Source organism: Pseudomonas marincola, assembly GCF_900682675.2.
Classification (GTDB): domain Bacteria; phylum Pseudomonadota; class Gammaproteobacteria; order Pseudomonadales; family Pseudomonadaceae; genus Aquipseudomonas; species Aquipseudomonas marincola.
On record NZ_LR215729.2, the window covers coordinates 1126666 to 1140887 of the forward strand.

7 protein-coding genes, 1 other RNA gene and 2 pseudogenes are annotated in these 14222 nt (G+C 53.8%); 8 read left to right on the plus strand and 2 right to left on the minus strand.

Annotated features, from left to right (window positions below; genetic code table 11):
• Window positions 1–417: 417 nt before the first annotated feature.
• From PMYSY11_RS05170 to PMYSY11_RS05205, 8 genes and pseudogenes are all read left to right on the plus strand, one after another.
• Window positions 418–2205: an alkyl/aryl-sulfatase gene (locus PMYSY11_RS05170; protein ID WP_150548502.1), complete on the plus strand. Its 1788-nt coding sequence runs from the start codon at window positions 418–420 to the stop codon at window positions 2203–2205.
• Window positions 2206–2217: 12 nt separating this feature from the next.
• Window positions 2218–3603 (plus strand): DUF1254 domain-containing protein, encoded by a 1386-nt coding sequence (locus tag PMYSY11_RS05175; RefSeq protein WP_150548503.1) that lies wholly within the window; start codon window positions 2218–2220, stop codon window positions 3601–3603.
• A gap of 30 nt (window positions 3604–3633) precedes the next feature.
• Entirely contained in the window at window positions 3634–4491 is an 858-nt protein-coding gene (locus PMYSY11_RS05180; RefSeq protein ID WP_150548504.1) for an SDR family NAD(P)-dependent oxidoreductase, read from the plus strand.
• A gap of 363 nt (window positions 4492–4854) precedes the next feature.
• Window positions 4855–7005 (plus strand): NERD domain-containing protein, encoded by a 2151-nt coding sequence (locus tag PMYSY11_RS05185; RefSeq protein ID WP_239655540.1) that lies wholly within the window; start codon window positions 4855–4857, stop codon window positions 7003–7005.
• 133 nt (window positions 7006–7138) lie between these two features.
• Window positions 7139–7294 (plus strand): hypothetical protein, encoded by a 156-nt coding sequence (locus tag PMYSY11_RS05190; RefSeq protein ID WP_150548505.1) that lies wholly within the window; start codon window positions 7139–7141, stop codon window positions 7292–7294.
• A gap of 48 nt (window positions 7295–7342) precedes the next feature.
• A complete protein-coding gene (locus tag PMYSY11_RS05195) occupies window positions 7343–8914 on the plus strand; it encodes a hypothetical protein (protein WP_150548506.1) in 1572 nt (523 codons plus the stop codon).
• Between the two features lie 246 nt (window positions 8915–9160).
• Window positions 9161–9307, plus strand: a pseudogene (locus PMYSY11_RS05200) (type IIL restriction-modification enzyme MmeI); the annotation flags it as partial.
• Between the two features lie 287 nt (window positions 9308–9594).
• A complete protein-coding gene (locus PMYSY11_RS05205) occupies window positions 9595–12411 on the plus strand; it encodes a TrlF family AAA-like ATPase (RefSeq protein WP_150548507.1) in 2817 nt (938 codons plus the stop codon).
• A gap of 56 nt (window positions 12412–12467) precedes the next feature.
• Here PMYSY11_RS05205 and PMYSY11_RS05210 read toward each other — a convergent pair.
• Together PMYSY11_RS05210 and ssrA are read right to left on the minus strand one after the other, a co-directional pair.
• Window positions 12468–13543: pseudogene (locus PMYSY11_RS05210) on the minus strand (tyrosine-type recombinase/integrase).
• A 180-nt stretch (window positions 13544–13723) separates the two neighbouring features.
• Window positions 13724–14110: a transfer-messenger RNA gene (gene ssrA, locus PMYSY11_RS05215) on the minus strand.
• Between the last annotated feature and the right edge of the window lie 112 nt (window positions 14111–14222).

Sequence of the window (14222 nt, forward strand, 5' to 3'; positions counted from 1 at the left end):
TTAAGGTCATTCACAAAGTACCCTTGCCGCATGGGGTAGATGGTACTTTTTACGCCATAAATATCTCTATTTACGACGTCGGCAGAAATACCCTCAGCGCGCTTAAGCGCTTTGGCACCTGGCATCCAGAAAGTGAAAAGCCCCTGAAAGTCCGAGAAGTTTTCGTGCTGGTTTGCGTCTAGGCGGCCATCACCGCTGTGGGTTTGTACTTTGATGGCAAGGATGTTGCGGCCACCTGCTAGCGGGCAGAGTCCTTATCGCGAAATGGAACAGCTTCCTGGCACATGCTCCCGAATTGCTACGCTGACTCTTCGAGTGCAATAACGTTGATGACACTACAGTTGTGCAATTGATTGGGCTCGCCAAAGCCAATTCGGCGTCGCAAGATTGGCTACACAATAAAAATAAGGAACGTTCATGCCTATTCCACGTCGACTGGGTTGCCTGCTTTTGGCCGCCGTACTCCCTGTTAGCGCACTTGCCGAGCTCCCCTCCGAGCGAATTGAACCGCAGATTAATCCTGAACTGGCCGCGCAGAATTCGCTCTTCGATATGCATGTCTACAAGGTGGCCGACAACACCTATTCGGCTGTCGGTTGGCAGTTGGGTAACGTGGTCATGATTGAGGCCCCGGAGGGTTTGATAATCGTCGACACCGGGGAGTCGTTGAGTGATTCGCGCAAGATCATGGCGCAGTTTCGCAAGCTGACCGACAAGCCGGTCAAGGCGGTGATCTACACGCATTTCCACCCGGACCATATCAACGGTGTGCAAGCCTTTGTCAGTCGTGAGCAGGTTGAAAGCGGTGAGGTGAAAATCTTTGCCCATGAAACGCTGTTGGCCAATGTGGTCAGTCAGGGTTCACTGGTCGGCCCAATCCTCGGGGCTCGTTCCGCTTACAGCTTCGGCGCCCTGCTTGAACAGCCCGACCAGAAAGACATGAATTCGGCGATAGGTCCGCTCGTACGCGCGGAACCCTCGACCTTTATTGCCCCGACCGACACCATCGGTAAGCGACTCGATACGACCATTGCCGGGTTGCCCGTTCAATTGCTGCACGCGCCAGGTGAAGCGCCAGATGAGATCGTGGTCTACCTGCCAGACAATCGAGTGCTGATTAGCTCTGACGTGCAACAGGGCCCGGCATTTCCCAATATCCACACCCTGCGCGGCACCAAGTTCCGCGATCCGGTTGAGTGGATTGCCAGCATCGACATGCTGCGTGAGCTCCACGCCGAGCATCTGGTTCCGCTTCACGGCCGTCCTGTCGAGGGTGCGGATAAGGTCGAAGAAGTGCTGCGCATGACACGCGACGGCATGGCTTATGTTCACGACCAGACCGTGCGCTGGATGAACAAGGGCCTGACGCCAGATGAGCTGGTCGAGAAGGTCAAACTGCCTGCTCATCTGGCGGGCTACTCGCCGTATTTGCGAGAGATGTATGGCACGGTGAAGCATAGCGTTCGGCAGATTTACAACGGCTATCTTGGCTGGTTCCAAGGTGACCCGGTGGATCTCGATCCGACCCCGCCCAAAGAGAAGGCAGAACGCTTGATCGCCCTGATGGGCGGGCGCGAAAAGGTGCTTCTGGCTGCAGGCGATGCTTATCTCAAAGGCGATTATCAGTGGGCTGCAGAGCTGTCCAGCTACGTTATTCGCATGGATCACGATGACAAACTGGCTCGCGATATCAAGGCGCGCAGTTTCCGCAAAATGGGTTATGCCAGTATGAATTTCAACTGGCGCAACTGGTACCTGATGAGCGCCATGGAGCTGGAAGGCAAGTTCGATGGCGAGCAAATTCGACAGCGCACGGCCGAGATACGCAAGGTCATGCTCTCGCCCGATATGGTGCGCAGCTTCACCCCGCAGATCTTTTTGCAGAATTGGGTGACGCGCGTCGACCCTGAAAAGGCTAACGATGTGCAACTGACCCTCGGGTTCGAGTTTCCCGACACGGGTGAGCAACTGGCCCTGGAAGTGCGTCGCGGGGTGGCGCAGTTGCACCAAGGTATCCCGGAGGGAACCACGCTCAAGCTGACGATGGACAAACGTTTTATGGAGACCCTGCTGACCGGCGAGGGTGGTCTGGTGAAAGGTGCCTTGATGGGTGATGTGAAGATCGACGGCAGTCTGCTCGACATCAAAACCTTTCTCGGTTGCTTCGACTTCAGTGAAGAACCTTTTGGCCTGACCATACGCTGACGGAGAGTCACTATGAACACTTCAGAAAAACTCCAGAAGCGGCCCAGTGTTCGCAACTGGCTATGGGTTGGGCTGGTTGTATTATTGATTGTCGGCAGCACTCTGTGGAGCCAGATGGGCACCGTCCGCCTGGCTGCCAAGAGTTACGTGTTTGGCTATCCGTTGGTGCTTACCGAGCTTACGCGCAACAGCTTCACTCACTCGATCGCTCCGGCCAATCGCCTGGTGAACATGGCCGAATTTCCCGAGGCTGACTTTCGGGTTTTCGTCAGGCCGAATATAGACACGCTCTATACCCAGGCTTGGCTTGATATGGAGGCAGGGCCCTGGGTGTTTGAGGTTCCAGCCTGCTCGCGTTATCTGGTGATGCAGTTTCTCGATGCCTGGAGCAACGTGTTTGCCAGTGTTGGCACGCGTACAACAGGTGACGAAGGCGGGCGCTTCTTGCTCGCGGGGCCTGACTGGGATGGCCAAGTTCCGGAAGGCATGACCTTGCTGCGTTCATCCACACGCATGAACTGGCTGCTCGGCCGGATTCAAACCAATGGAAAAGCTGACTATAGCGCTGTGCATGCCATACAGGCTGGGCTCAGTCTGCGCAGCCTCGACGACTGGAAGCAGGACAAAGTGGTCGAGGCGCTGCCGTTCAAATTGCCTGAGCAATTGCCACCGTCACCACTGTTCGAGATGCGTAAGCTGGCCCCTCGGGCCTTCTTCGGACAGTTGTCGAGATTGATGGAGGACAATCCGGCCGCCGCGACAGACGCTGCCGCCGTGGCCGAATTGGAGCAGCTTGGCGTGCGGGTTGGCGAGGGCGAGCCGCGTTGGAACTGGCTGCAGGAGAAAACCGTGGCAGTGGGCATGTGGCTGGCGGAGCGGGAGATGCACGAGGCTCTGGAACGTCGCGATCTACTCGTCAACGGTTGGCGACAAGCGCCCAAGCATATCGCCGCCTTTGGCCAAGACTACGGCGTTCGCGCGGTAGTGGCTATGGTTGGTTTTGGTGCCAACCTCGCTGCCGAAGCCACCTACCTCAACGCCATAACCGATGCCCACGGTGAGGTGCTACAAGGTGATCAGCGCTATCGCCTGCACTTCGCTGCGGACCAGCTTCCACCTGCCAAGGCCTTCTGGTCGCTGACCGCTTACGATGATGACGGCTATCTAATCCCCAACCCTCTGCACCGCTTTGCGCTGGGTGACCGCGATAAGCTGGTCTACAACCCCGATGGTTCGCTGAATCTGCTGATGCAGAGCGAAGCACCGGGAGAGGAGCAACTGAGTAACTGGCTCCCCACTCCCAACAGTGGTCCGTTCAGCATAACCGGCCGCATTTATCTGCCGACCCAGCGCATGCTCGATGGCCAGTGGCAAATGCCTGGTATCGAGCGCCTCTAAAACACGGACTGATTGATTGGGGATCGCAACATGGCTTACGACTTCATAGGCAAAGTAATACTGATTACCGGCGCCGCCGGGGGAATAGGCGCCGCCACCGCGCGTGAGCTGTATAGCTTGGGGGCTTTGTTGGTGCTTACGGACATGCAGCAAGAGGCGGTTGACCAGCTCGCTCAGGAGTTCGACGCCGAACGAGTCCTTCCGCTGGCGCTGGATGTGACCGATGCCGAGGCTTCAAAAAGGGTGGTGCAGAGCGCGGTTGAGCGCTTTGGCCGCCTCGATGTGGCATTCGCCAATGCTGGCATTGCCTGGCGCAGCGATCCCAAGACTTTGCGTATATGCCCCACGGATGAGTTTCGGCGCATCGTCGAAGTGGATCTGTTCGGTGTGTGGAATACGATGCAGGCGGCCTTGCCGGAAGTCATTCGCAATCAGGGACAGATACTGGTGACCTCATCCATCTATGCCTTCATAAACGGTCTGGTTAACGCACCTTATGCCGCTTCCAAAGCTGGCGTAGAGGCCTTGGCGCGTGCCTTGCTCGTCGAGTTGGGCGGCACCGGTGCCTCGGTCAGTGTGGTCTATCCGGGGTGGACCGAGACGGCTATAGCCAAGATTGCCTTCGGCGGAAATGACTTGGCCACACGAATGAATAAAACCGTGTTGCCGAACTATCTGCGCCAACCCATCCAACCCCAGCAGGTGGCCAAAGCGATTACGCAAGGCATGCGTTCTCGCCGGCCGCGTATTGTTGTGCCTGGAAGATGGACGCCAATTGCACTGCTGCGTGGCTTGCTCAACCCTCTGATTGATCGCTATCTGCAAAGGCACAAAGCATTGCAGAAGCTTTTAAGGGAGCTGGAGTCTGGTTCGGGCGCAGGGAGTTGATACATTAACTGGCTGCTCTGGGCCGAGGGAGACATTCTCGGCCCAGAATGGCTAAAGCCCGCTCCTTGCGGTGAGTGCAATGGTCTGATCTAACTGGACGGCCAGATAACCCTAAGCCACTGAAAAACATTAGGAAATTCAAGGGTTAATGTATCTACATTGGTGGGCTACCCGCACTGTTTTACAGGGCGAGCTACCTCTGTCAGGCCGCTACGAAGCCCTATGGGGATGATCATCATGGGTTCGGAAGTAGCCGAGGATAATTGCCTACATACTGCGCGTTAGCACCGTGCCCATGGAGTCCTGGCCTGCCGATGGTTTAGGCTCTGGCTAGGAATTTAAGATTGATGTGAGCGCGGTGAGATGACAGAAAAAGGAGAGCGCTGCCGACAGCATTACCAGTCGGTATTCGAACGGAATCAACCAAAACTCAGCAAGGGCCTCGCCCTTGATGAAAGCCTGCATCATTTCCTCGATCAACGTCCCGCAGGTAAGAACTTAACTGCCATTGACCGAGCTGCTGGTCTGGCTTCAGCAGCGTGCTGGCTTGATGTTGAGGCAGTGGCCAGTTCTGAGCTCGCCAGCCTGGCTCTTAGCAGGGTGCTGCATTTCGATAGTGCAGTCAGTATCGAGTTATTGTTGCACCTCGCTAGGCATAACCCGGAAACCCTCAGATGGGCGATACGCTACGCGAAGCTATTTGAGCGAACGGAGTCGCCACTCTGGCTTGCCATGCGTGCGGCGCTCGCCGGGGATGAGTGGCAAGTTTTCTTCGGCGTCTGTGATCGCTTGCTTGATCAGCTCAAGGTCTTTGATGAGTTGATTACCAGTGCCGAAAAACAGCTGGAGCATTTATCCCTGCTGGAGCTGTTTTCCTATCTCAGTGTTCTGGCCTACCAGGCATTTACCGAAGATGGCTCACATGACCCTGCCGGCCAGCAGTGGAAGGTCTACAACCGTATTATTTTGAACAAGCTCCGTGCTTGCTCGGAAGAAGATTTTCGTCTGAGTGAGTCACGGCTCGCGCAGTCGCTGAAACGACACCTATCACCGATTATCTTTCCTGATCCCAGCAATTCTGAGGTGGTGGCGTGTCGTCTAAATCTCGAGTCGTTAGCCGTTCTGATTGCGGCGACCCAAGAGCGAATCGACTACGAAGATTCCATCGACTGGTTCTGCTTCGATCCAGAATGCCGTTACCAGCTAAAGCCGGGGGAGCCGGTGATCTACAACCAGTCTGAGCTGGGAACAAAGTATTGGCAGCGAACTGGGCGCAAGAGCGATCTGCTTTGGCACTACTGGATGAACCGTGCCGTACAGGCCTTTATCGACTCCGGTATGGCTGAGCAAATCATCGGCTCGCCTGAGAATCATGAGCTGAACCAGTTGGCCTATATCAAGGCGGTTCGCAGCAAGCTGCAGTTACAGCAGATATACGGCCTGGCTGATCGCATCTTGCTCAATGACGGCTCGCAAGTTCAGCTTCACCACATGTTGCTGGCAAGTGAACTGACCTCGGTTTTCTTTCAGAAAGAGTTTATCCAGCCATTCCAGAGTCATCTGCGCGAATCGGGTGTGATTGCTCAGGCACTAGGGCGCCTAGCCATGAATGGCATGCTTTCCGGAGAAAACCGGTTTCCCATGACTTGGTCGGAAGAACCAGAAAAGATCCGCAAGATCACTGACTGGACTGTCTGCGAGGAGCACCCGAAAGGCAGCGCCGACTCGGCTAAGGCAATCCTCAAATTCTGGACCAGCGACCTCAAGGCGCTATCACAGCAATTGAAGCAGCAACCACGCGCCCCTGCGCCGCGACTCTACGAGCAGCCATTCTACAAAATCGGCCGCTACAGCTTTCAGTTTCCTTGGGTTGGTGCGCAGCAAAACAACCTGACGGCGGCCATCAATAACCTGCGGCGCGTGAATGCGCGTCGGGCCGATATGCAGGCTGAAACCCAGCGCGTAGAACTCGCTCTGGCCGAGAGCCTTAGACAGCGCGGCTTTGCCGTTGAGGTGGGCTACCGGCCACTGGCGACCGAAGAGGACGATGCCGGCGAGGTGGATCTAATCTGCCACCAGGATGGCGTGCTACTGCTTTTGGAGGTCAAGTCTGGGTATATCCGCTCGACAATCCATGAGGTTTGGCTGCATCGCACCAACACACTACGTAAGGCAGCCTGGCAGTTACGCCGCAAGCAGGTGGCGGTACTCAGTGCGCTGATAGCTGATCAAGACCTGCGCGCCAGATTGGGCTATCACGGTCTGGAGCCTGAAGCGGATATACGTGCCTGGATCGTTGATACCTCCATTGAACTTGATGGGCAATCAGTCGATGGGTTCAGAGTGGTATCGCGTGAAACGTTGGAAGTCATTCTGCGTGATGAGAAGTATCTCCTCCGGCCCATAGGCGAACGTGACGAGGGGGCTCGGGATTCAATGTTCCCTGACGGGTTTACTGCTGGTCGATTTGTCGCCGTTGTTGAGTCAGATGAGCTGTGGCGCGACATTTGTTAAAGCTTTGTCGGCAATAGCTTAGCATCTGTGTGGTGCTGCAGAACTTCTGAAAGTTCGTCTCCAAAAAGCCTAGATACCGGTTTAAGCCGAGTGGTTAGGATGCGACTTCCTAACCACCCAGCAGGAGACAATCATGTCTAAGCAACCCAACTCCACCAGCCAGCAGCGCCAGCAGCAGAACCACAGATCGGATGCACAGAATAATAATCGCGGCACGTCGGGCACCAACCCGACCAATGCTCACGTTCATGGCAATCGCGGCAAACAACTCAACCCCAACCAGCGCTAGGAGTGCGTTCCCCCGGTCGATACTGGCCGGGGGTATCAAGGATTTCAGATGAATAGAGATACTTGCTTTGCCACACAGGGCGAGTTGGTTAAGCTGGCCTATGATGCATTCGGCGTGCTTCCCCGCAAGGAAGCCAGCCATGATGACATTGACGAGACTCAGAAGAAGGCCATCCAAAAGCAGTTGGTGAGGCTCGCTAAAGAAGAAGGTGGGCTGCTGTCGAATTTCGAACAGGTGATTCAGACGCTCAGCAGCATTCTGACAGCGTACTTACCTAGCCTAGAGGTACTGAGTGCCATGGGCGATCCGTTCGACGATCTGCTGGAGGCATACAGCCGGCTTGTTCGAGAAGAGGGTACCTACCTCAGCAAAGTGGAAACACTCCAGTACTTCATATCGACCAAGGCAATCCCTTTGCTGGTCGTGTCGCTGAATCAGAGTTTACTCAAACACAGACTTGCAGACCTAGCGCTCGAAACGCCCGAGGACACATTCTGGTATCTGCCGACAATCGCTGAAGATGGCAGCCTGGTACTGCCTCTGGAAAAGGTCATGCGTTGGGTCTACGCGCGCTGTGAGCTCTCGCAGACGCAGTTTCACTACCCAGGCAAGAACCCGCAAAGCGACAACAACGCGCTCCAGCAGAACCTCGACAACGCCATCAAGTGGACGCGAGGCGCAAGGCTTCCGGCGGTTCCTGCCCTGTTTAGAAATTTTGAAGAATCCTTCGCCGCGCTGGCTCAACGCGGGCGAGAGATAACCAAAGAGCTTCAGTTCAGTATTCTCGTGGCATTGATGGTCGCTCGGGTGTCGAGCTACCTCACGAGAGAAATTACTGATGCCTACGATCATCAGTACCTCGCCGATGTCTACCAACAATTTCGCGAGTACGCCCTGTGGATCGCCGATGACGTCAGCGAGTTCAAGGCCGAGCTTGCGCCTGTGATGCAGCGGCAAGAATCAACAGAGTCGGCTCAGTTTGTGTGGCTTAATGCCTGCAGCCACTACTGGACATTCTTCGACAGCAAGTTGGCTGCCGTTGCCGACACTGTACGTAGGCTCAAGAACGATCGTCCGGGGGCGCGAATACGAGACGCTGTGCTCGCTGCGCTCAAGAGTAAGTATGGCCTTTTTGCCGTGTGCTCCCTGCAGGACTTGATTCAGCGGCAGTCAGCATTTCTGCCGCCCCACGGTTTTGCTGAGCTGCTTAATCACGGGTTTTGGCTCAAGAAGAATGCAGCCACCCGCATGGACCAGATTGACGAATATGCAGCCCTTGTAGCGGCTTACGGGTTAGGTGAGCAACTGTGCTGGATGGTGCCCTGGTTACGTGGTGTCTACCACTACCGTAAAGAAGAGTTCGAGGCTGCAATGCCGCACTTTCAGGCGGCCTTTGAAAATGCCAAGTACCGGGCAGGCAAATATCAATACAAGTTGGTGAATCACTACGTCGAGATCGCGGCAAAAAATGATGACCGTCGTTGCTTCAAGAAGGGCATTGAATGGGCGCAGTACTTGGGCATCAAGGTGCGCTGGCTACGTGATGATGAACCGACCGAAGAGAAGCTGGATTATGTTTACTTTATGCTGAAAATTGCGCGGTATGACCATCAAATGTAACGAGGGTGGGCACGTTGATCATCCTCTTTCTCGCTGTCACTCCCACTGCTGGCAGAGGTAGATGGCAAGTCGCAGTTCAGGACTCCTGTTGCTCTGGTTGCGGCAGCTGGAAATGTATCTATCGCTCGGCATGGGTCTTTTTTCACATGCCAGTACTCGTTCCTTTATCATCCATGCACTTTGCATGGATGATGGACCTAAAGGCCCCCTTTGCCGCCTTGGCAGCAGTGATCGGAACAGCCCTATATGAACGCCGTAGAAATCGAACAAGCCATCACTGACCTGGCCAGTCAGCCGTTTGACAGGATCGAGTTCCCTTATGCCTTCCTGCAGGCCCTCGGTAACAAGGACACCACCCTCAAGCGCCTGCTTTCGGGTGCAACCAACAAGTCTGCAGCGCTGACGCCATGTGCAACACCGCCTACGGTGCCGATGGCCGCGCCAACTTTCATGGCCTGATGGAATGATGCGGCTTTGGGTGAGTGACAGCGAGGGCACTTCAATGACATGGTACGAACCATCTTTGATGGTGCTGTCATTGCTGTTATTCAGGGCTGAGTTTTTTGAATTGAATAGATGCTCTCCTGCAGGGAGCAATCACTTGCAAACCCCAAAGATTTCTCTTTGGCAGTATGCTTCGGTCGTCCGCCAAGCGCGAAAATAGAATTGGAGTCTAGACAGTGGTCGAATATCAGGGAATGCGCTGGCTCAAAGCCGACTTTCAGGTACAAACGCCTGAAGACAATCGACATTGGGCAGACGATGATCTGCGCCTTCACATTCGTCGTCCGATAATAGACGGGAAACCTTGCGAGCAGGGTATTCAAGCAAAGGCCAAGCAGTTCCTCCAGCGCTGTCATGAGCTCGATCTAGAAATGATCGGTATCACTGACCACAATTTTTCGGAGAAAGCCGATCCACGTGACTGGTTTCTCACCCATTTGGTGGAACAGAACAAGTCAGTCGCTAAAGAGCTTAATCGCGCTCCAATCTCAATTTTTCCAGGATTTGAAGTCGACATTGGCTATCACGTTCTGTGCCTATTTGATCCGGCTAAGAAGCAGCGACATGTTCAGCGCGTTAATATGATTCTCACTAAGCTTGGCTTGGCTGAGCATGAACGATTCAGAGCCGGCGAGCCTGCACTGCTGCGCAGAGAAGGTCGAACGATCAGCTTGAAGGAGTTGCTGGAAGTTGTTCAAGAACAGCATTCAGGGATAGTGATAGCCGCTCATGCTGACCAAGCAGATGGGATGTTGTCATCGGCAAATAATATCGCGGATTATCAAATACCGGGTCTGCTGGCTGTTGAGGTAACTACCTATCCTCTGCCTAAGAGATTCAAGTCGATCCTAGAGGGGAGCAATCCTGACTGGTCGAGGCGCGGGCGTCAGCCCGCCTATATTCAGTCATCTGATGCAAAGTCTGTGAAGGTAGGAGAAGACGGCCGTCCCATTGCCAATTCCTTGGGCTACCGCTGGACATGGTTAAAAGTCTCAAAGCCCTCTATCGTGGCACTAAGACAAGCGTTTTTAGATGGGACATCTCGTTTACGCATCCAAGACGTAAGGCCATCAGAAGAGCAGACACACCCTAGAATTGTTTTTCTGAAATGCAGCGGGCTTAAGTTTCTCGCAGACCAAGAAATTGCTTTTTCACCGAATTTGAACACTGTTATTGGTGGGCGCGGAACTGGTAAGTCGACGCTGATGGAGCTACTGCGCTTTGCTTTTGCTCGGGACACTGGTGGTCAATTTTCCGCTTCAACTAAAGCGAAGTTCGAGCGGCTCAGAGGTACGTTCTCGGGCGATGCGGAGATCCAAGTCGGCTGGGAAAGCGTACCTGGTCAAGTTGACATCATTTCGCTTCGTCCAGACGCCGCTCATGAAATGCTGCAGGGTGAAGTGCTCGATATTCCAGCCTACCTGAAGCAAATTCCAATTCAGTTCTACAGCCAGCAGCAGCTGAGTGAGCTTACCGATATTGGTGGTGAAGGTAGTTTGCTGGGCATGGTGGATGAGGCTTGTAGTGCAGAGCTCCAAGCGCTGAAGGGGCGAGAAAATACCCTGCGGGCCGAGATCATTCAGGTTTTTGCTGCTTCCGATCAGTTAGATGAGTTACGGAAAGTAGAAAAGGAATTGTCCCAGGAGCTGCAAGAGCTGAACCGCCAATGGCAGGCTCGAAAAGAGGTGCAGGCGGAGGCGCTTCAATACCAGCGAGCCGAGGCGGCTCGGCAATATTTTGAGAAAGCGAAAACTCAGCTGGTTGAAGATGCCAGTTCACTCAATGATCTTGCTAAACAGCTGTCTAATCGTGGCGTGTTGAACGACGGTAACGTTGAGGCTTGGCCAAGATCTGATTGGTTCAACGACTACACACAGGGAGTCGATGCGCTTCGCCAGAAGCACTCAGATAAGCTCACAGAGCTAGCTGCCGAAGTGCAGAAAGACGCCGAGGAACTTGAGCAACAACTCGGGGGCTGGAGTTCTGTTTCGGCTGAGCTGGGTGCGATTAAGGCTGGATTCCTTCGCGCCTGTGAAGAAAGAGGTCTTCAACCTCAAGATGTTGCACGCCTTCAGGAAATCGACAGGCTTCGTCAGATCAAGCAAGCTAACCTTGAGGATCTACTAAAGAAAATTGAGGCCCTCACACCCGAAGTGGAAAGACGGGAATCAATGCTGAGCAAGCTGCATGATCTTTGGTCTGAACAGCTTATGGCTAGAACTCGAACTGCTCAGGAGATTACACAGAAGGCCGATTGCTCTATCAATGTGCGTATCCAGCCGATGGCCGATGAAGTCCACTTTCAAGAAGTCTGGGAAGGAATGGCCCCTGATCGCCGTGCCAGAGTCGGTAGAGTCTGGGAGCAAATTGGTACAGCGCTATTTGCAGACTTTCAACAGCATCTTGTCGATCTTAATCCAGGTTCACAATCTCCATGGCTGTACATCAAGGCGGTGCTGATGGGCGAGCTACCTGCCCCATTAGAAATGGCAGGGTTATCAGACGATATTCGAAAGCACTTCGTCGAACAGAAAAATAAGTGGCGAGCGGCACGCCTCACTCGAATAGAAGACAAGGTAGATGTAGAACTTTATCGCGCGGATGGAACGCTCGTGGGCAACATCCAAAGCCGTGTACTTTCAGAAGGCCAGAGGAATACAGCGGTTCTTAAGCTACTTCTTGCTCAGGGTGATGGTCCGATTTTAATAGACCAGCCTGAAGATGAGCTGGACTCGAACTTTATCTACCACGAGTTGGTTCCGTTGCTTCGCAAGGTGAAAAATCGGAGGCAGCTCATCTTGACCACGCACAATGCAAACCTGCCAGTAAATGCGGATACCGATCTGGTTTTCGCCCTTGATGTGAGCGGCGGGCGCGGAACACAGCTTGCGATAGGCGGGCTTGACCAGGCTCACTCTGCTAATGCGGTCCTAAATATCATGGAAGGTTCCGCTGAGGCGTTCAAAAGGCGCTTCGATAAGTACCATTTTTGACCCTTACCGACTGGGCAGTTTGATGCAGTTCTGAGGGGCAGATTGCCGCCCTTCGATCAGCGTATTGAAACGACCTTTCAGTGTCTCGACTCCCCTTTAGAGCTGATACAGACAGGTTGCCGGTAGTGGCTTCCTGAATTTGCTCGCTCCACCAGGCCTTCATCGGTCGCCTGCGTTCGATATAGTCCGCCCGGTTATAGGCGCTACGAACCTCGTCCTTGTCGACGTGAGCAAGCGCTACCTCAATTAGTTCAGGGTCCTAACCGTGTTCATTAAGGGTTGTGCTGGCCATTGAACGCATACCATGGCTGACTAATCGCCCCTCTAAGCCCATACGCGTTAGCGCCATGTTCGTGGTCAGACTGTTGCAATGAGTTCGGGGATTGCGGTCTGCAGGGAAAACGTATTCTCTATGCCCGCTGTAGGGTTTGATTGCTTCCAAAAGTGCCAGTGCTTGATCTGTGAGCGGCACGATGTCTATCCGGCGTTTTTTCATGCGTTCAGCTGGGAACGTCCAGATCTGCTTTTCTTAATCGATATCGACCCATCGGGTAGTCGCAGCCTCTGCTGAGCGAGTAATGGTGTTGAGCTGCCATGTTCTTCTTTTTCGGTTTTTTAAAAACTGAGCTAATCCAACTGAGTGGGTTTGCGTGGATGAGTCCCGAGTTGACCCCGTAGGTAGTGATCTCGTTGAGACGCTGTGACAGTCGTTTAACGGTTTCAAGGCTGTCTTTGGTTTCGAGCGGCCGAAGCAGGTTGATGACTTGTGACGCGCTGATGGCGGAGATAGATATGGCACCCATATCAGGGAAAATGTGCAGCGTCAGCGAGCGCCAAATGTCCTCGGCATAGGCAGGCGTCACTGAGTCTTTTCTAAGCTCATTCCAGACCGTCGCTACGTTCGGGAATGTGTGCTCGGTTGCGGCTTTTTTCGCCTGCCGATCAGCATTGCGCTGTTCCTTCGGATCGATCCCGTTAGCGAATGGATATAGCTAAAGTTTCAGAGTTTAGAGTCATTGGTTCTCACTCGCATATGTAGTCAACTCCCATCAGTCAGCGTGTAGTCCTTTTCCTCTGGCTTGGCTGCTTTGACTTTGAGGTCTGAGAGGCGAGTGGTTTGGGCACCCTTGATGTATTCCAAGGCTGTTTGTGTATTCTAAAAAAATCAGAGAGGGGCTTGGAATACCACGTGGAATGCACGAAAGCGAAGATGCTGCTGGACGCTATCGGATCGTAAAAACGCTGGAGGCTCAGTTTTTGCTGGATTTCAGGCACAAAAAAGGACGTCCGTGGACGCCCTTAGATGTATATTTGGTGGAGCCGGGGGGATTTGAACCCCCGTCCGCCAGTTCTCCGCTGTCGGTTCTACATGCTTAGCCGTGTCTATTAAGTTAACCCTTGGCCGCCCGACGGGCAGGGTGCTTTGGGCGAGTTGTGTAAGTTTTAGCCACTTCGTCCACAACGTACTACGCGGCGATTCTGTTCTATATGACAATCATTTCGGGTTTACAGACATCCCCTAATGATTGCTGGAGCCGAAGCTACCAGAAGTGCGACTAGGCTGCTTACGCAGCTAGTTGGGCACCGTAATTGTCATCATTGGCAATTATAAAGTTTGCAACAGTGGATTTACGAGTTCTGTTACCCACTCGGCATGCCCCTCGAGTTTCGCTACCGGCGTCGAATCCTAATCGGCCCCAAAACTGTCGTTGCAGGGCAATTGTACAGCCAAACCATGGCTAACGTCGACCGTGCTGATGATCAAGCCTGCACGGGGCTAAAACACCAGTTATGATTAGGGCCCTTCAGGC